Genomic DNA, 18688 nt, shown 5'->3' on the forward strand with positions numbered 1-18688 from the left:
AGTCCCGCTCAGCCCGCGAGCACATCGTCGTCGCGAAGACGGCGAAGGTCGCGGACCAGCAGCGCGACTCCGGTGACGATGGCGGCGGCGGAGACGACGGCGTCGACGAGCTGGAGCTTGTCCTGCTCGCCCTTCGCCTGCTTCGCCTGCTTGACGACGCTCACCGCACCGAACAGCGTGGTGCCGATGGACAGATACGTACCGGCCTTGGACTTCTTGAAGCCCTTGGCCTTCGCGAGCTTTCCACTCACAGGGACGGTGCCTCCTCAAGCAGCGGGTGCCCCCAACGGGCGGTGAACGCGGCCTCGACCGCGGCACCGACCTTGTAGAGCCGGTCGTCGGCCATGGCAGGAGCGATGATCTGCAGCCCCACCGGCAGCCCGTCCTCGGGAGCCAGGCCGCAGGGCAGCGACATCGCCGCGTTGCCTGCCAGGTTCGTCGGGATCGTGCACAGGTCGGCGAGGTACATCGCCATCGGGTCGTCGGCGCGCTCGCCGATCGGGAAGGCGGTGGTGGGCGTGGTCGGCGAGATCAGCACGTCGACCTGCTCGAACGCCTTCTCGAAGTCCCGGGTGATCAGGGTGCGCACCTTCTGGGCGGAGCCGTAGTACGCGTCGTAGTAGCCGGAGCTGAGGGCGTACGTGCCGAGCATCACACGGCGCTTGACCTCGGGCCCGAAGCCGGCCTCGCGGGTCAGCGCGGTGACGTCCTCGGCCGACCGGGTGCCGTCGTCGCCGACCCGCAGGCCATAGCGCATGGCGTCGAAGCGGGCCAGGTTGGAGGAGCACTCGGAGGGCGCGATGAGGTAGTACGCGGCCAGGGCCATGTCGAAGGACGGGCAGGAGATCTCCACGATCTCCGCGCCCAGCTCGCGCAGCAGCTCCACCGACTCCTCGAAGCGCTGCATGACGCCGGCCTGGTAGCCCTCGCCGGAGAACTCCTTGACGACGCCGATCCGCATGCCCTTGACGTCGCCGTTGCGGGCCGCCTCGACGACCGGCGGGACCGGCGCGTCGATGGAGGTCGAGTCCAGCTCGTCGTGGCCGGCGATGACCTCGTGCAGCAGGGCCGCGTCCAGGACCGTACGGGCGCACGGCCCGCCCTGGTCGAGGGACGAGGAGAAGGCCACCATGCCGTAGCGGGAGACCGCGCCGTAGGTGGGCTTGACGCCGACGGTGCCGGTGACGGCGGCGGGCTGGCGGATGGAGCCGCCGGTGTCCGTGCCGATGGCCAGCGGGGCCTCGTAGGAGGCGAGGGCGGCGGAGGAGCCGCCGCCGGAGCCGCCGGGGATGCGGGTGAGGTCCCAGGGGTTGCCGGTCGGGCCGTAGGCGCTGTTCTCCGTCGAGGACCCCATGGCGAACTCGTCCATGTTGGTCTTGCCGAGGATGACGACGTCGGCGGCCTTGAGCCGCTTGGTCAGCGTCGCGTCGTACGGCGGGAGCCAGCCTTCGAGGATCTTGGAACCGACGGTGGTGGGGATGCCCTCGGTGGTGAAGATGTCCTTCAGCGCGAGCGGCACGCCGGCCAGCGGGCCGAGCTTCTCGCCGCGCTCCCGCTTGGCGTCCACGGCCCGGGCCTGGGCGAGCGCGCCCTCGCGGTCCACGTGCAGGAAGGCGTGCACCTTCTCGTCGACGGCGTCGATACGGGCCAGGTGCGCCTCGGTGACCTCGACGGCCGTGACCTCGCCGGCGGCGATCTTCGCCGCGATCTCGGCGGCGGTGAGCTTGATCAGATCTGCCATGTCGGTCACTCCTCCCCCAGGATCTGCGGCACCTTGAAACGCTGCTGCTCCTGGGCCGGGGCGCCGGACAGCGCCTGCTCGGGCGTCAGCGACGGCCGGACCACGTCCGGGCGCATGACGTTGGTCAGGGGCAGCGGGTGGGAGGTCGGCGGTACGTCTTGGTCGGCGACCTCGGAGACGCGGGCGACCGCGCCAATGATGTCGTCGAGCTGTCCGGCGAAGTGATCGAGCTCTTCGTCCTTCAGCTCCAAGCGCGCCAGCCGGGCGAGGTGGGCGACCTCCTCGCGCGTGATGCCAGGCATGCAGCGATCCTCAGGGTGAGTGTCTTGGCTGTTCTTCCAGATGTCCGGGCCAATCCTATGGCGTACGCAATAGAGGGTCGAAACGCATTCCCGGCGGGGCTCGCCGGGGAGCGGATTCCCGGGGAGGGACGGGCGCGGAGCCGGGGGTGCCCGGCGGGCGCGGGCGGGGGCTACGGACCGTGCCGGGGCAGAGGGGCGCCGGAGCCCGCCGGGGCCCGGCGGGCGGTGTGGCAGGGCCGGGGCCGGGCTTCCTGGCCGGGGGGCCGGGGCCGGGCCGGTCAGGTGACGCGCTGGTCGGCTTCCTCGACCGCCGCGGCGCGCTCGTGCCGGGGCTCCGCGGCGGTCCGCTCCGCCTCGCGCTGCCAGCCGCGCTCGCCGCGGGCCCGCAGCCAGGCGGTGGTCTCGTCCGGCGGCATCGCGGCGGCGACCAGCCAGCCCTGTACGGCGTCGCAGCCCAGGTCGCGCAGCCGCTCCCAGGTCTCGTCGTCCTCGACGCCCTCGGCGACCACCAGCAGGCCCAGCGAGTGGGCCAGGTCGAGGGTGCAGCGGACGATCTCGGCGTCCTCGTTGTCCACCGCCAGCCGGGCGACGAAGGAGCGGTCGATCTTCAGCTCGCTGACCGGGAGGCGGCGCAGGTGGACGAGGGACGAATAGCCGGTGCCGAAGTCGTCGAGGGACATCTTGACGCCGTGCCCGGTCAGCCCGGCCAGGGTGTCGGCGGCCCGCTGCGGGTCCTCCAGCAGCACATGCTCGGTTATCTCCAACTGGAGCGAACCGGGCGGCACTTGGTGGCGGGCCAGCCGGGCGGCCACCGCGCCGGCGAAGCCGGGGGTGTGCACGTCGCGCGGCGACACGTTGACCGCGACCGGTACCTCCAGGCCGGACGCGCGCCACCGGGCCACCTGGGCGAGCGCGGTCTCCAGGACGTACTCGGTCAGACGCGGCATCAGCCCGGACGACTCGGCGATCGCGATGAACTCGTCCGGCGGGACCCTGCCGCGCTCCGGATGGACCCACCGGACCAGTGCCTCCAGCCCGGCCACGTGGCCGTCGAAACCGACCTTGGGCTGGTAGTGCAGCTCCACGTCGCCGGCGTCCAGCGCGCGGCGCAGATCACCCAACAGGCCCAGCCGGTCGGGGGTGTTGCCGTCCCGCTTGGCCTCGTAGACCTCGACGCCGCTGCGGTCGCGCTTGGCCTGGTACATGGCGACGTCGGCCCGGCGCAGCAGGCCCTCCGCGTCCAGCGCGTGGTCGGGGAAGACGGCGACCCCCGCGCTGGCTTCGAGCACGAGGGTGAGGCCGTCCAGGTCCAGCGGCGAGCCGAGCGCCGCGACCAGGTTGCGGGCCACCCGCTGGGCGCTGGTGAGGGAGTCGGCGGTGGGCAGCAGGACCGCGAACTCGTCGCCGCCGAGGCGGGCGGCCTCCGCGCCGCGCGGCAGCGCGTGCCGCAGCCGGTCGGCTATCTGGAGCAGCAGCCGGTCGCCGGCCAGGTGGCCGAGGGTGTCGTTCACCGAGCGGAAACGGTCCAGGTCGATCAGGACCAGGGCGGAACGGGCGCCGATGCGCTCGGCGTCGTCCAGCGCGGTCCAGGTGCGCTCCAGCAGCCACTGCCGGTTGGGCAGCCCGGTCAGCGGGTCGCGCAGCTGCTCCTCGGCGCGGGCCCGGGCGATCCACAGGGTGGAGTCCAGCGCGATCAGCGGGACGGCGAACATCGGCAGCAGGAACGGCGCGTGCACGGCGGCCACCACGATCAGCGGCGAGATGCCCAGCAGCGCCACGCCGACCAGCGCCTGCCGGGCCAGCGCCGTCCGGGCGATGGAGGGCAGGCCGCCACTGCGCGGCGCCATCGTGAACCACAGCAGGGAGCGGGTGACGAACAGGTACGCGAGGGCCGCGACCAGGATGTCGGGCAGCACGGACAGGTCCCAGGCCGCGGGCTGCCAAGGGTGCTCGATGGTCGGGACGACGTGGAAGGCGGCCAGGCCCAGGGCCGCGGCACCGATCCCGAGGACGTCCACCGCGCCGTGCAGCAGGGCCTGTCGCCAGCGGTGCCGGCGGGCCGCGCCGACCAGCAGCACGACGGCCACGCTCACCAGGACGGCGGGCACCCAGCCGTACAGCAGCAGGACGGCGAGGGCCAGGGCCGCGCCCGAGCCGGTGCCGCCCCACCAGCGGTCGCGGCCGAGCGCGACCAGATGGCCCACGATCACGCCGGTGAGGATCGCCAGGGCCCAGCCGACGGCGCCTTCCGGGAAGAGCGCCCGGCCGGCGCCGAGCGTCCGGATCACTCCCGCCGCGAGCGCGCCGCCCGCCACCAGCACGACGGCCGCGGGCAGCGCGGGCACGACGAGCCGGCCAAGCCGCGACGCCGGAGCGGCGCTGTCGGTCGGTTTCATTCCGATACCTCTCACAGCCGGCTGTGCCCGCGCCACGGCAGGCGCACACCTCAACAGTAGGCCGCAGAAGGCCGCCGCGGGCAGCGATCGGCAGCGGTTGCCCGAATGCGACCCGGCCATCCGGAACCATCTGCTATGCGCCGATGAGGTGACTCCTCACTCGCCTTCAGGCGGAGTGACAGCTACCGCTCGTGCTTCATCGGGACCCTGCTCCAGCAGCACCGCGAAGCCGTCATCGTCCAGCACAGGCACCTTCAACTGCATGGCCTTGTCGTACTTCGAACCAGGATTGTCTCCCACCACCACGAAACCGGTCTTCTTCGAAACGGAACCGGTCACCTTCGCTCCGAGACGCTGCAGGGCTTCTTTCGCGCCATCTCTGGTGTGTGACTGAAGTGTGCCCGTTACAACGACGGTGACGCCTTCCAGCGGACGCGGGCCTTCATCTTCGGCAGATTGCTCTTCCATCCGGACCCCGGCGGCCCGCCACTTCTCCACGATCTCGCGGTGCCAGTCCTCCGCGAACCACTGCTTGAGCGAGGCCGCGATGGTCGCGCCGACGCCCTCGACGGCGGCCAGCTCCTCCTCGCTCGCGTCCCTGATCCGGTCCAGCGAACGGAACTCGCGGGCCAGCGCCTGGGCCGCCACCGGGCCGACATGACGGATCGACAGACCGGTCAGAACGCGGGCCAGCGGACGCTCCTTGGCCGCCTGGATGTTCTCCAGCATCGCCAGGGCGTTCTTCTTCGGCTCGCCCTTCTGGTTGGCGAAGAAGGTGACGACCTTCTCCTCGCCCGTCTTCGGGTCGCGCTTGGGCAGGCCGCTGTCCGGGTCCAGGACGTAGGACTTGATAGGCAGCAGCTGCTCGATGGACAGGTCGAAGAGGTCGCCCTCGTCCTTCAGCGGCGGCTCGGCGGGCTCCAGCGGCTGGCTGAGGGCCGTGGCGGCCACGTAGCCGAAGTTCTCGATGTCCAGGGACTTGCGGCCGGCCAGGTAGAAGAGCCGCTCGCGGATCTGGGCGGGGCAGGAGCGGGCGTTGGGGCAGCGCAGATCGACGTCGCCCTCCTTGGCGGGCTGGAGCTTCGTCCCGCACTCGGGGCACTCGGCGGGCATCACGAACTCCCGTTCGCTGCCGTCGCGCAGGTCCACCACCGGGCCCAGGATCTCCGGGATCACGTCGCCCGCCTTGCGCAGCACGACCGTGTCGCCGATGTAGACGCCCTTGGCCTTGACCACGTCCTGGTTGTGCAGCGTGGCGAACTCGACCTCGGAGCCGGCGACCGTGACCGGCTCGACCACGGCGTACGGCGTGACGCGGCCGGTGCGGCCGACGCCGACGCGGATGTCCACCAGCTTGGTGTTGACCTCCTCCGGCGGGTACTTCCAGGCGATCGCCCAGCGCGGGGCGCGGGAGGTGGCGCCGAGGCGGCCCTGCAGGGCGATCTCGTCGAGCTTGACCACCACGCCGTCGATCTCGTGGGCGACGGCGGTGCGGCGGGTCTCCGGGTCGCCGTAGCGCTCGATGAACTCGCGCACGGCCGCCAGGGAGTCGACGACCTCGTTGTGGTCCGAGGTGGGCAGACCCCACTCGCGCAGCAGGCCGTACGCGTGGGACTGGCAGTCGATGTCGAAGCCCTCGCGGGCGCCGATGCCGTGCACGACCATGTGGAGCGGGCGGGTGGCCGTGACCTTGGGGTCCTTCTGGCGCAGCGAACCCGCGGCGGCGTTGCGCGGGTTGGCGAACGGGGGCTTGCCGTCGGCGACGAGCCGCTCGTTCAGCTCCAGGAACTTCTCCATCGGGAAGTAGACCTCGCCGCGGACCTCCACCAGCTCCGGGACGCGGTCGCCCTTGAGGCGCTCGGGGATCTCGGTGATGGTGCGGACGTTGGGCGTGATGTCCTCGCCCGTACGGCCGTCGCCGCGGGTGGCGGCGCGGGTCAGCCGGCCGTGCTCGTACGTCAGGTTGACCGCGAGGCCGTCGACCTTCAGCTCGCACAGGAAGTGGTAGCCGGAGCTCTTCGGGTCGCCGCCCAGCTCGGTCGCCAGCCGCTCCGCCCAGGCCGCCAGCTCCTCGTCGTCGAAGGCGTTGTCCAGCGAGAGCATCCGCTCGCGGTGGGCGACCTCGGTGAACTCGGTCTCGTACTGCCCGGCGACCTTCTGCGTCGGCGAGTCCGGCGTGCGCAGCTCGGGGTGCTTCTCCTCCAGCGCCTCCAGCGACCGCAGCAGCTTGTCGAACTCCGCGTCGCTGATGACCGGGGCGTCCCTGACGTAATAGCGGAAGCGGTGCTCCTCGATCTGCTCGGCCAGATGGGCGTGCTCTTCCCGCGCCTTCGCGGGCACCGCGTGCCCCGCCGTGTGCTGTTCGCCGGCCACCGTTACGTCCTCCCGTGGTCCTTGAGTGCCGTCACTCAGGGTTGTCTGCGAGCGATCTCGCGGCCCGGACGCAGTGGGCGAGGGCCGTACGGGCATATGCGGGCGAAGCGCCCGCCAGTCCGCACGACGGGGTGACCACCACGGACTCGGCGAGAGTCCCCGGCGACAGCCCCAGCCTGCGCCACAGCGTCCTGACACCCATGACGCTACCGGCAGGGTCTGACAATGGGCCGTCCACGCCCGGCACCACGCCCGCCAGAAGCACCGTGCCGCCCTCGACCGCCTCGCCGATCGCCTCCTCGTCACGCTCGGTGAGCAGTCCGAAATCGAACGAGATGCCGGTCACGCCGGTGCGGCGCAGCAGGGCGAACGGAACGTCCGGGGCGCAGGAGTGGACGATCACCGGCGCGTCGCCGGCCGCGGCGACCAGGTCGCGCAGGGCGCCCTCCACGACGGCGCGGTCCACCGCGCGGTGCGTGCGGTAGCCGCTCGCCGTCTTCACGCTGCCCCGCAGGACGGCGGTCAGCGACGGCTCGTCCAGCTGGAGCACCGGGCGCGCGCCGGGCACCCGGCGCCGGACGTCGGCGAGGTGCGCGCGCACGCCCTCGGCCAGCGAGGCCGTCAGGTCCCGGCAGGCGCCCGGGTCGCCGAGGGCGGCCTCGCCGTTGCGCAGCTCCAGGGCGGCGGCCAGGGTCCAGGGCCCGACCGCCGAGACCTTCAGGTCGCCCTCGTAGCCCTGGGTGAACTCCTCCAGCGCGTCCAGGTCCTCGCCCATCCAGGACCGGGCGCGCCGGGTGTCCCGGCCGGGCCGGTCGCCGATCCGCCACCCGCTCGGCTCCACGTGCGCGTACACCTCGACGAGGAGGCCGGCGGTCCGGCCGATCATGTCGGCGCCGGGCCCCCGGGCGGGCAGCTCGGGCAGGTACGGGAAGCTCTCCAGCGAGCCGGTCACGGTCCTGGCGGCCTCGCGGGCGTCGCCGCCCGGCATCGACCCGATGCCGGTGGCCGTGCCGGTGCCGGCGTGGCCGGCGAGGCGGGCGGGGGTGTTGTTCTCGGTCACGCCCCGAGGGTATGCGGTGCGCCCTTCGGCCGCGGGGGCCCGGGTCCGCCCGGGCCGGGGGCCGTTACCGCCCCGGACGCACCGTCACGTCGTTGATCTCCGCGTCGCGCGGCAGGTCGAGGGCGGTGAGGAGGGTGGTCGCGACCGACTCCGGGTCGATCCACTGGGAGGCGTCGTACTCGCGGCCCTCCTGGCGGAAGACGCTCTCCTGCATGGGGGTGGCGGTGCGGCCCGGGTAGATGGAGGTCACCCGGACGCCGTTGCCGTGCTCCTCGGCCCGCAGCGAGTCGGCCAGCGCCTTCAGGCCGTGCTTGCTGGCGGCGTACGCGCCCCACCGGGCGTTCGCGTTCAGGCCGGCGCCGGAGTTGACGAAGATCACATGGCCCTTGGCGACCCGCAGCTGCGGGAGGAACTGGCGGGTCAGCTCGGCGGGCGACAGGAGGTTCGCGGCGAGCGTGCGCTGCCACGCCTTGGGGCCGAGGTCGCCGATCGCGCCCAGTTCGACGACGCCCGCGATGTGCAGCAGGGAGTCGAGCCGGTCCGGCAGCGACTGCTTGCCGAAGGCCCAGTCCAGCTTCTCGGGGGCGGCGAGGTCGCCGACCACCGTACGGGCGCCGGGGAACTGCGCGGCCAGTTCCTTGGCGCGGCCGGCGTCGCGCGCCAGCAGCCACAGCTCCTCGCCGCGGTCCAGGAGCCGCCGCGCGACCGCCGCTCCGATGCCCGACCCTGCGCCCGTGATCAAGTGCGTACCCATGGGCCCGATCCTAACGAGGGACACCAGGGGCACGAGGGAGCGGGGCGGGGGCGTCCGCGCGGAGCGGAACGATGCGGTCCAGCACCGGCCGGGAGTGCCCCCGATGCGCCCCACCGCATCGGCCCGCCGCGGGCCGGTCCGGCCCCGCCGCACCGGCCCGGGACGGTACGGTCCCGCCCCGCCGCACGAGCCCGGAGCGGCCCGGGCGTCAGCCCTGGATGCCCGCCTGCTCCTCCAGGTACGCCAGCGCGCCGGTCGCGTCCTCCGCGAAGAACACCAGTTCCGTGAGCGGCACTGGGAGGAAGCCCTCGTCCTCCATGCGCCGGAACTGCTCCTTGAGGCCGTCGTAGAAGCCCGCGGTGTTCAGCAGGACCACGGGCTTGGTGTGCAGGCCGTGCTTCTTCAGCTCCAGGATCTCGGTGGCCTCGTCCAGCGTGCCGGTGCCGCCGACCATGATGACGATCGCGTCGGCGCGCTCCAGCAGCTGGGCCTTGCGCTCGGCGAGGTCCTTGGTGATCACCATGTCGTCCACCCCGGCCCGCACCTTGTGCGCGAGGAAGTCCACGGAGACGCCGACGAGCCGGCCGCCCGCCGCCTCCACGCCGTCCGCCATGACCTTCATCAGGCCGCTGTCCGAGCCGCCCCACACCATCGCGTGGCCGCCCTTGCCGATCAGTTCGGCGAACTCCCGGGCGGGGGCCGTGTAGCGGGCGTCGAGGTCGGCGGCGGAGCAGAAGACACAGATGTTCATACCGGTCACTCTACGAGCCGCCACCGGCAGCGGGCCCGGTCTCCGGCCGCTCCCCGAGCCGGGCAAGGCCGCGTACCGTCCCGCCGGCTCCTCCGGCCTCGCCTGCGCAGCCCTCGCACCGCAGGCGTACCCGCCCCCGCCGGCGCTCCCCTCAGATCAGCCCCTGCGCCACCATCGCGTCCGCCACCCGCTCGAACCCCGCGATGTTCGCACCCGTCACATAGTCCCCGGGCATCCCGAAGCGCTCCGCCGTCGCGGCGCAGGTGTCGTGGATGCCGCGCATGATCGCCGCCAGTTCGCCCTCGGTGCGCTCGAAGGTCCAGGACTCGCGCGCCGAGTTCTGCCGCATCTCCAGCGCGCTGGTGGCCACGCCGCCCGCGTTGGCGGCCTTGCCCGGCCCGAAGGCCACCCCGGCCTCCTGGAAGAGGGCCACCGCCTCGGGTGTGGTGGGCATGTTGGCGCCTTCGGAGACCGCCTTGACGCCGTTGCGCACCAGGACCCGCGCGGCGTCGGCGTCCAGCTCGTTCTGGGTGGCGGACGGCAGCGCGACATCGCACGGCACGTCCCACACCCGCCCGCCGGGTACGTACGTGGCCGACGCGCCGCGCCGCTCGGCGTACTCCTCGACGCGGCCCCGTTCGACCTCCTTGACCTGCTTGAGCAGGGCGAGGTCGACGCCCTTCTCGTCGATCACGTAGCCACCGGAGTCCGAGCAGGTCAGCACGTTCGCGCCGAGTGCCTGGGCCTTCTCGATCGTGTGAACGGCGACGTTGCCGGAGCCGGAGACCACGACCTGCTGACCATCCAGGTCCTCGTCGCGCCGCCGCAGCATCTCGGCGGTGAAGAGCACGTTGCCGTAACCGGTGGCCTCCGTGCGGGCCGTGGAGCCGCCCCAGCCGAGGCCCTTGCCGGTCAGCACCCCGGCCTCCCAGCGGTTGGTGATCCGCCGGTACTGCCCGAAGAGGTAGCCGATCTCCCGGCCGCCCACGCCGATGTCGCCCGCCGGGACGTCGGTGTGCTCGCCGAGGTGCCGGTGCAGCTCGGTCATGAAGGACTGGCAGAAGCGCATCACCTCGGAGTCGGAGCGGCCGCGCGGGTCGAAGTCGCTGCCGCCCTTGCCGCCGCCGATGTTCAGTCCGGTGAGGGCGTTCTTGAAGATCTGTTCGAAGCCGAGGAACTTGACGATGCCGAGGTTGACGGACGGGTGGAAGCGCAGCCCGCCCTTGTAGGGACCGAGCGCGCTGTTGAACTCCACCCGGAAACCGCGGTTGATCTGCACGGTTCCCGCGTCGTCCTGCCACGGCACGCGGAAGACGATCTGGCGCTCCGGCTCGCAGATCCGCTCCACGATCTTGGCCTCGGCGTACTCGGGACGGGCCGCCAGCGCGGGGGCGAGCGTCTGCAGCACTTCGAGGGCGGCCTGGTGGAACTCGGGTTCCCCGGGGTTGCGGCGGACCAGTTCCCGGTGCAGCAGCTCCAGTGGGACCGCTGAGTTCCGTCCGGCCGTACCGGCTCCGGCGTGCACTGCCGACATGGCGTCACTTCCCTTCCTGGCCGACGAAGGGCCGCGGGCGGCCCCGGGTGTCCGTCGCTGCCGCCGAGCCTAGGGGGCCGTGGGCCGCCCGTGGCCACCGGGGCGGAAGTCGCGACCCGTGAACCTCTGGGTTTAGGTTGCGGGCATGGTGGAGGGAACGCGTTCAAGCGCGCACATATCGCACACGGCCGACGGGGGCACGGGGACGGACGGCGGCAGTCTGCGCCGTTCGTCCTTGCTGATGGCGGCGGGCACGGTCGTCTCCCGGGCGACGGGCCTGATCCGGGGCGTCCTCCAGGCCGCCGCCCTCGGCACCGGGCTGCTGGCCACCACGTACAACACGGCCAACCTCGTCCCGATGAGCCTGTACACGCTGCTGGTCGGCGGCGCTCTCAACGCCGTCCTCGTACCGCAGCTCGTCCGGGCCCGGGCGGAGCACCCGGACGGCGGACGGGCGCACGAACAGCGGCTCGTCACCCTCGTCCTGACGGTGCTGGGCATCGGTACGCTGCTCGCGGTGTGGGCCGCCCCCGAGATCGTGAGCCTGTACACGACGGACACACCGGAGAACCACGCCGCCTACGAACTGACCGTGGTCTTCGCCCGGTTCCTGCTGCCGCAGATCTTCTTCTACGGCGTGTACGGCATCCTGGGGCAAGTGCTGAACGCGCGCGGCAGGTTCGGCGCGATGATGTGGACGCCGGTGCTCAACAACGTCGTCCTCGTCGCCATGTTCGGTGCGTACGTGGGCCTGCTGACCGTCCCGGAGACGGTGGCGGACATCACCGGCGCGCAGGTGCGGCTGCTCGGCGTCGGCACCACGATCGGTATCGCCCTCCAGGCGCTCGCGCTGATCCCCTACGCCCGCGAGGCGGGGTTCCGCTTCCGGCCGCGCTTCGACTGGCGCGGCACCGGGCTGCGCAAGAGCGCGAACGCGGCCCGCTGGACGCTGCTGTTCGTCCTGGTCAACCTGGTCTCGATGACCGTCGTCACGCACTACGCGACGGCCGCCGACCAGGAACTGCCCAAGGCTGGCGTCGGCTTCTCCTCGTACACCTACGCACAGAACATCTGGGGCCTGCCGCAGTCCATCGTCACCGTCTCGCTGATCACCGCGCTGCTGCCGCGGATGACCCGGGCGGTCGCCGAACAGCGCTTGGACGACCTGCGGGGCGACCTCTCCCGCGCGCTGCGGACCAGTGGCGTGGTGATCGTGCCGGCTGCCGTCTTCTTCGTGGCCTTCGGCCCGGAGATGGCGCAGCTGCTGTACGCGCACGGCGCCGCCAGTGCCGAGTCCGCCGTGCCGCTGGGGCAGATGCTCCAGGCCCTCGGGCTGGGTCTGATCCCGTTCTCCGCCCAGTCGCTGCTGCTGCGCGGCTTCTACGCCTTCGAGGACACGCGTACGCCGTTCCTGATGGCCGTCTGCATCTCCGGCGTGAACATCGCGCTCGCCACCGCCTGCCATCTGCTGCTGCCGGCCCGGTGGGCGGTCGTCGGCATGGCCGCCGCGTACGCCGTGTCGTACGCCGTCGGGCTGCTGACCAGTGCATACCTGCTGCGACGTCGGCTGGACGGGCGGCTGGACGGGCACCGGCTGAGCCGTACGTACGGCAAGCTGACCGGGGCCGCGCTGGCCGCCGGGGCGGTGGGCTGGGCGGCGGCCCACGCCTGTGCGGGGGCCGCCGGGGACGCCTTCTGGTCCACGGCGCTCGCCCTCGCCGCCGGTGCCGCGGTCATGGCCCTGCTCTTCCTGCTGCTGGCCCGCGTCCTGCGGATCACCGAGCTGCGGTCCCTGCCGGGGCTGCGCTGACCTCGGAGGCCGGGGCGGTGGCCTCGGAGACCGGGACGGTCTCCGCCGCCTCGGCCCCCGTACGCGCCGCCGCCCCGGCCGCGACCATCTTCTCCATCTTGTCGATGCCGACCAGCGCGCTGGCCAAAATGGCGAGGACGATCGCCGCGATGAGCATCACCGTGCCCAGCCACACCATCGTGTCCACGGGCAGCGTGAACGCGCCGATCACCCGGGCCACGCACTCGCCCAGCAGCGCGGCGCCCCACACGGCGGAGTGCCGGCGCTGCACCCGCCGGAACCACGCCGACTCCGCCGTCAGCCGGTCCCACGCGGCCGCCCGGGCCGCGTCGCCCTTGGTGATCCACGGCTTGAGCATCGGCGCCATCATCGGGCGGCCGATCAGCGCGGACACCAGCACCGCCAGACCGAAGGTGCTGCTCACGGCGCTGTCCTTGGCCATCATCAGCCGCTCGTCGCCGGCCACCAGGCTCAGCAGCAGACCGATGACGTTCGTCGCCAGCATCACCGTGGCCACCGCGTTGAAGCGGCGCTCTTTGACCAGGCTCCACACCGAGCGCACGGCCGGCAGCACCCCGCTCCAGCCCAGCGCGGCCAGGGTGCTCATGCCGAAGACGCCGGTGAGCAGGTAGTACGAGGCGATCGGGATGCCGGCGTCCAGCAGCAGCGCCCGCGGTCCCTCCAGCTTCGGGCCGGGCGCGGCGGCCGTACCGGTGCCGGACCCGGCCGCCGTGCCGGTGGCCGCTTCCGTACCGGTGGCCGCTTCCGTGCCGTGCGGGGCCTGGCTGTTCATGAGTCCTCCGAGTCGCTGTCCGCGCCGTCCGTCCTTGCCGCCTACAGCTTCGCCCGCGCCGCTCGTGCCGCGGCAGGACCGCGTGTACCGGCTTCGGCATGACATTTGTCAGGCCGGCCGACCGGCCCGGCGCTTGCCCTGGAGGGCACTCCAGCTCCTAGCGTCGGAGCCACGACCCGAGTGATCCACGACCCGACCGAGAGGGAACCCTTCGTGCGTTACACACTGTTCGGCAGGACCGGTCTGCGGGTGAGCGAGCTGAGCCTCGGCGCCATGACCATCGGCTCCGACTGGGGCTGGGGCGCCCCGAAGGACGTCAGCGCGCGGATCGTCGACGCCTATGAGGACGCCGGCGGCAACTTCGTCGACACCGCCAACAACTACACCGACGGCAGCGCCGAGACGATCCTCGGCGAGCTGCTCGCAGGCCGCCGGGACCGGTTCGTGCTCGCCAGCAAGTACACCTGCGCCACCCGCGGCGGCGACCCGAACGCGGCGGGCAGCCACCGCAAGAACCTGGTGCGGTCGGTGGAGCAGAGCCTCGCCCGGCTGCGCACCGACCACCTGGACGTCCTGTGGGTGCACGCCCGGGACCACTTCACGCCCGTCGAGGAGGTGATGCGCGCGCTGGACGACGTCGTCCGGTCCGGGAAGGTGCTCTACGTCGGCGTGTCCGACTGGCCGGCCTGGGAGATCGCGCAAGCCAACACCCTCGCCGAGCTGCGCGGCTGGACCGCGTTCGCCGGCTCGCAGCTGCGCTACAGCCTGCTGGAGCGCACGCCGGAGCGGGAGCTGCTCCCCCAGGCGCGCGCCTTCGACCTGGCCGTCCTGGCGTGGGCCCCGCTGGCGGCCGGCAAGCTCACCGGCAAGTACCGGCGCGGCGAGCGGGGCCGGCTGGACGTGGTCGGCGAGGACGGCCGGGCGACGGAGCACGAGGAGGCGGTCGTCACGGCGGTGCTGGAGGTCGCCGAGCAGGGCGGCTGGAGCCCGGCGCAGGTGGCGCTGGCCTGGCTGCGGCAGCGCCCCGGCAACATCATCCCGATCATCGCCGCGACCAAGGAGAGCCAGCTCGCGGACAACCTGGCGAGCGTGGACGTCCGGCTGGACGACGCCGCCCTGCGGCGGCTCGACGAGGTGAGCGCCGTGCCGCTGGGCTTCCCGCACGACTTCCTGGCGGAGCCCGCGATCACGCGGAACGTCTACGGCGACCGCTGGGAGGCCATCGAGGAGCGGCGGTCCACCTACCGCCGCTCGGTGCGCGGGGTGCTCTGAGGCCCCGGGCCGGGCAGGTCCCGGCCCGTACCGCGCCCGCCGGTCACGCCACCGCGCGGGCGCGGTCCGTGGTCGCGATGGTCGCCGAGCCGACCACCCGCGTGCCGTCGTAGAGCACGATGGCCTGGCCGGGGGCGACGCCGCGGACCGGCTCGGCGAAGGTGACGCGCAGGCCGCCGTCGGCCGGCTCGGCGGTGACCTCCGTCTCGCCGCCGTGGGCGCGCAGCTGGGCGGTGTACGTGCCCGGGCCGGTCGGCGCGGCGCCGCACCAGCGGGGGCGGACCGCGGTCAGCGCGGTCACGTCCAGGGACTCGGCCGGGCCGACGGTGACCGTGTTGTCGACCGGGGAGATGTCCAGCACGTAGCGCGGCTTGCCGTCCGGGGCCGGGGTGCCGATGCGCAGGCCCTTGCGCTGGCCGATGGTGAAGCCGTAGGCGCCTTCGTGGGTGCCGAGCTTGGTGCCGGACTCGTCGACGATGTCGCCCTCGGCGCGGCCGAGCCGCTTGGCCAGGAAGCCCTGGGTGTCGCCGTCGGCGATGAAGCAGATGTCGTGGCTGTCCGGCTTCTTGGCGACGAACAGGCCGCGCCGGGCGGCCTCCTCGCGGATCTCCGCCTTGGTGGTGAGGGTGTCGCCGAGCGGGAACATGGCGTGCGCGAGCTGCTTGTCGTCGAGGACGCCGAGGACGTACGACTGGTCCTTGGCCATGTCGGAGGCGCGGTGCAGCTCACGGCCGCCGTCCGGCCGCTCGACGATCGTCGCGTAGTGGCCGGTGCAGACCGCGTCGAAGCCGAGGGCGAGCGCCTTGTCCAGCAGCGCGGCGAACTTGATCTTCTCGTTGCAGCGCAGGCAGGGGTTGGGCGTCCGGCCCGCCTCGTACTCCGCGAAGAAGTCCTCGACGACGTCCGCGCGGAAGCGCTCGGCGAGGTCCCACACGTAGAACGGGATGCCGATCACGTCGGCGGCGCGGCGCGCGTCGTGCGAATCCTCGATCGTGCAGCAGCCGCGGGCGCCGGTGCGGAAGGACTTCGGATTCTCGGAGAGCGCGAGATGCACGCCGGTCACGTCGTGGCCCGCCTCGGCGGCGCGGGCGGCGGCGACGGCGGAGTCGACACCGCCGGACATGGCGGCGAGCACGCGGAGGCGGCGGGGAGCGTCAGTCGTCATAACCCTTCCAGGGTAGACGGAACCGGTGACAGGGCTCCAAGCGTTGTGCAGCGCATGGGAGACGCGGGGGAAGCCGGGCGGACCGGCGGGGGCGGCCAGGGGTTCAGCCGGCGCGCCCTGCTGCTCGGCACCGCCGGCACGGTCGTGGCCGGCGGCGCCGTCTACGCGCTGCACGACGAGGTGGCGCGCTGGTGGTGGCGGCTGCCGGGCCGCAAGAAGCCGCGGACGGACGGCGCGGTGGATCACAGCCCCGCGCGCTGGGTCCCGGCCGCCCCGGCGAACTGGCGCCGGGCCGACCGCCCCGACGACTACGTGATCGACCGCGTCGTGATCCACGTCGTCCAGGGCGGCTACACGGACGCCCTGCGCGTCTTCCAGAGCCCGGCGCACGGCGCCGCCGCGCATTACGTGGTGCGCAAGGACGGGCTGGTGGCGCAGACGGTCCGGGAGCTGGACGTGGCGTTCCACGCGGGCAACCGGGCGTACAACGAACGCAGCGTCGGCATCGAGCACGAGGGCTTCGTGGACCGCCCGGCGTCCTTCACCCCCGCCATGTACGCGGCCTCGGCGCGGCTGACCGCCGGGATCTGCCGGCGCTACGGCTTCCCCGCCGACCGGGAGCACATCGTGGGCCATGTGGAGGTACCGGGCACCGATCACACCGATCCGGGGCCACACTGGAACTGGCGGCTGTACATGGATCTGGTGCGTGCCGAACTGCGCCACCCGTCCCCGGCGCCGGGGGCGTGACCCGGGCGGCCGGCGCGCCCCGGGCGCCGCGCGGCGCCCCTCGCGGAACGGACCTCTCATGGCGTACGACAGAGCCCCGGCCGCCGGGCGGACGGGTCACGGCCCCGGGCCCGGCCTCGCCGAGGACCGGATCTTCGGCCGGGTCGGCCTGGACCTGGACGCGGCGGCCGGTCTGCTGACGGTGCGCGGCGAGCGGGTGCCGACCGCCGAGCTGCGCCGCGCGCCGGGCGCCGCGCCGGCCGGGTTCGTCCCCATCGGCACCCGCGACGGTGCCGCCCTCCGGCTGACCGTCGAGGGCCGGCCCGCGCACCTCGCCCCGGGCAGGGGGCGGCTGACCCGGCGCTCCCACCGGGTGGACGTCGTCCACGGCGGTGTCCGCTACCGGCTGCTGCCGGACTCGCCCAACGGCAGCCGGCTGGTCAAGGACGGCCGCCGGATCGCGGACTTCTCCTCGGACGGCGCCGGGCACGTGTGGGCCGACTGGCATCCGGACGTGGCGCCGCCGCTGCGGGAGGACGCCGCGATCGGGTACGCCCTCGCCGCGGCCTTCGGCACCGGTGCCGAGCCGTTCCGGCGGCTGCTCCTCCAGGCGGTGCTCGACACGATCTGGTGAACGGGGCGCGGGGCCGCGCCCCGGCTCAGCCCGCGCCGCGGTCCGGCCGCACGCCCCGGGCCGTCGCCTCAGCTCAGCCCCGCGCTCCGCGCCCGTTCCACCACCGGCCCGATCGCCTCCGCCACCGCCGCCACGTCCGCCTCGGTGGAGGTGTGGCCGAGCGAGAACCGCAGCGTGCCGCGGGCCAGGTCCGCGTCCATGCCGGCGGCGAGCAGGACGTGACTGGGCTGGGCGACGCCGGCCGTGCAGGCGGAGCCGGTGGAGCAGGCGATGCCCTGGGCGTCCAGGAGGAGCAGCAGGGAGTCGCCCTCGCAGCCGGGGAAGGAGAAGTGCGCGTTGGCGGGGAGCCGGCCCGCCGGGTCGGGGTCGCCGCCGAGGGCGGCGTCCGGGGCGGCGGCCCGTACCGCCTTGACCAGGTCGTCGCGCAGGGCGCCGATGTCGCGGGCGAACTCCTCGCGGTGCGCGACGGCGTGCCGCGCGGCGGCGGCGAACGCGGCGATGCCCGGGGTGTCCAGCGTGCCCGAGCGCACCTGCCGCTCCTGGCCGCCGCCGTGCAGGACGGGGACGGGCGCGTACTCGCGTTGCAGCAGCAGCGCGCCGACGCCGTACGGTCCGCCGATCTTGTGCGCGGAGACGGTCATCGCGGCCAGGCCGGAGGCGGCGAAGTCCACCTCCAGCTGGCCGAACGCCTGGACCGCGTCGGCGTGCAGCGGAATGCCGAATTCCGCGGCCACGTCCGCCAGTTCCCGGACCGGCATGACCGTGCCGATCTCGTTGTTGGCCCACATCACGGTGGCGAGCGCCACGTCGCCCGGGTCGCGGGCGACGGCCTCGCGGAACGCGTCGGCGTGCACCCGCCCGTACGCGTCGACGGGCAGCCATTCGACGCGCGCGCCCTCGTGCTCGGCGAGCCACTCCACGGCGTCCAGGACGGCGTGGTGCTCGACGGGGCTGGCGAGGACCCGCGTCCGGGCCGGGTCGGCGTCCCGGCGGGCCCAGTACAGGCCCTTGACCGCGAGGTTGTCGGCTTCGGTGCCGCCCGCGGTGAAGACCACCTCACTGGGGCGTGCCCCGAGCGCGGAGGCGAGGGATTCCCGCGCCTCCTCGACGGTGCGCCGGGCGTGCCGGCCCGCGGCGTGCAGCGAGGACGCGTTGCCGGTGACGGTCAGCTGGGCGGTCATCGCCTGCACCGCCTCCGGGAGCATCGGGGTGGTGGCGGCGTGGTCGAGGTAAACCATGGTGCGCACGATTCTACGAGCAGGCGCGGGGGCGCATGCCGGGCGCGTGGGGGCTCGGCTCCACGCCCCCGGTCGCGCCACGCGCCGGTGCGGACGCCGCACGGACGCGGTACGGGCCCGGCGGGGACGGCACGGA

At 73.3% G+C, this 18688-nt stretch carries 16 protein-coding genes; 4 read left to right on the top strand and 12 right to left on the bottom strand.

Translation table 11 applies throughout. The features are described from left to right. Positions 1-8: 8 nt before the first annotated feature. The 9 genes from ACH4FX_RS37785 to gdhA form a co-directional block, all read right to left on the bottom strand. Positions 9-251: a hypothetical protein gene (locus ACH4FX_RS37785; RefSeq protein ID WP_398486019.1), complete on the bottom strand. Its 243-nt coding sequence runs from the start codon at positions 249-251 to the stop codon at positions 9-11. Next, a complete protein-coding gene (gatA, locus tag ACH4FX_RS37790; RefSeq protein WP_398486020.1) occupies positions 248-1741 on the bottom strand; it encodes an Asp-tRNA(Asn)/Glu-tRNA(Gln) amidotransferase subunit GatA in 1494 nt (497 codons plus the stop codon). The genes ACH4FX_RS37785 and gatA overlap by 4 nt, the downstream gene beginning before the upstream one ends. Positions 1742-1746: 5 nt before the next feature. After that, positions 1747-2043: an Asp-tRNA(Asn)/Glu-tRNA(Gln) amidotransferase subunit GatC gene (gene gatC / locus ACH4FX_RS37795; protein ID WP_003984986.1), complete on the bottom strand. Its 297-nt coding sequence runs from the start codon at positions 2041-2043 to the stop codon at positions 1747-1749. A 278-nt stretch (positions 2044-2321) separates the two neighbouring features. Continuing rightward, positions 2322-4439: a putative bifunctional diguanylate cyclase/phosphodiesterase gene (locus tag ACH4FX_RS37800; RefSeq protein ID WP_398486021.1), complete on the bottom strand. Its 2118-nt coding sequence runs from the start codon at positions 4437-4439 to the stop codon at positions 2322-2324. Positions 4440-4595: 156 nt separating this feature from the next. After that, positions 4596-6812 (bottom strand): NAD-dependent DNA ligase LigA, encoded by a 2217-nt coding sequence (gene ligA, locus ACH4FX_RS37805; protein WP_398486022.1) that lies wholly within the window; start codon positions 6810-6812, stop codon positions 4596-4598. 31 nt (positions 6813-6843) lie between these two features. After that, positions 6844-7800: a methionine synthase gene (locus tag ACH4FX_RS37810; protein WP_398486043.1), complete on the bottom strand. Its 957-nt coding sequence runs from the start codon at positions 7798-7800 to the stop codon at positions 6844-6846. Positions 7801-7936: 136 nt separating this feature from the next. Continuing rightward, the gene (locus ACH4FX_RS37815; RefSeq protein ID WP_398486023.1) at positions 7937-8626 is read right to left on the bottom strand and encodes an SDR family oxidoreductase; all 690 of its coding nucleotides are present in this window, start codon (positions 8624-8626) and stop codon (positions 7937-7939) included. Positions 8627-8834: 208 nt separating this feature from the next. Further along, positions 8835-9377: a TIGR00730 family Rossman fold protein gene (locus ACH4FX_RS37820; protein ID WP_398486024.1), complete on the bottom strand. Its 543-nt coding sequence runs from the start codon at positions 9375-9377 to the stop codon at positions 8835-8837. Positions 9378-9528: 151 nt separating this feature from the next. Next, positions 9529-10911 (bottom strand): NADP-specific glutamate dehydrogenase, encoded by a 1383-nt coding sequence (gene gdhA / locus ACH4FX_RS37825; protein ID WP_398486025.1) that lies wholly within the window; start codon positions 10909-10911, stop codon positions 9529-9531. A 145-nt stretch (positions 10912-11056) separates the two neighbouring features. On the opposite strand from gdhA, the gene murJ reads away from it, so the two are divergent. Continuing rightward, positions 11057-12721 carry a murein biosynthesis integral membrane protein MurJ gene (gene murJ / locus ACH4FX_RS37830; protein WP_398486026.1) on the top strand — a complete coding sequence of 555 codons (1665 nt, stop codon included), beginning with the start codon at positions 11057-11059 and terminating at the stop codon, positions 12719-12721. Here the strand turns inward: murJ and ACH4FX_RS37835 are convergent. After that, positions 12687-13514 carry a VC0807 family protein gene (locus ACH4FX_RS37835; protein ID WP_398486027.1) on the bottom strand — a complete coding sequence of 276 codons (828 nt, stop codon included), beginning with the start codon at positions 13512-13514 and terminating at the stop codon, positions 12687-12689. The two genes, murJ and ACH4FX_RS37835, sit on opposite strands and share 35 nt — an antisense overlap. 213 nt (positions 13515-13727) lie before the next feature. Between ACH4FX_RS37835 and ACH4FX_RS37840 the strand changes: the two genes are divergently transcribed. Then, positions 13728-14786, top strand: a complete 1059-nt coding sequence (locus tag ACH4FX_RS37840; RefSeq protein WP_398486028.1) for an aldo/keto reductase — start codon at positions 13728-13730, stop codon at positions 14784-14786. Between the two features lie 43 nt (positions 14787-14829). On the opposite strand, the gene mnmA is transcribed toward ACH4FX_RS37840, so the two are convergent. Further along, on the bottom strand, positions 14830-15951 hold the full coding sequence (gene mnmA, locus ACH4FX_RS37845; protein WP_398486029.1) for a tRNA 2-thiouridine(34) synthase MnmA: 1122 nt from the start codon (positions 15949-15951) through the stop codon (positions 14830-14832). 54 nt (positions 15952-16005) lie between these two features. On the opposite strand from mnmA, the gene ACH4FX_RS37850 reads away from it, so the two are divergent. Both ACH4FX_RS37850 and ACH4FX_RS37855 read left to right on the top strand, forming a co-directional pair. Beyond that, positions 16006-16701, top strand: a complete 696-nt coding sequence (locus ACH4FX_RS37850; RefSeq protein WP_398486030.1) for an N-acetylmuramoyl-L-alanine amidase — start codon at positions 16006-16008, stop codon at positions 16699-16701. 58 nt (positions 16702-16759) lie between these two features. After that, positions 16760-17314, top strand: coding sequence for a hypothetical protein (locus tag ACH4FX_RS37855; protein ID WP_398486031.1), 555 nt, complete (start codon positions 16760-16762; stop codon positions 17312-17314). 68 nt (positions 17315-17382) lie between these two features. On the opposite strand, the gene ACH4FX_RS37860 is transcribed toward ACH4FX_RS37855, so the two are convergent. Continuing rightward, positions 17383-18552: a cysteine desulfurase family protein gene (locus tag ACH4FX_RS37860; protein ID WP_398486032.1), complete on the bottom strand. Its 1170-nt coding sequence runs from the start codon at positions 18550-18552 to the stop codon at positions 17383-17385. Positions 18553-18688: the final 136 nt, after the last annotated feature.

This window comes from Streptomyces sp. NPDC018019, from assembly GCF_044327805.1.
Classification (GTDB): domain Bacteria; phylum Actinomycetota; class Actinomycetes; order Streptomycetales; family Streptomycetaceae; genus Streptomyces.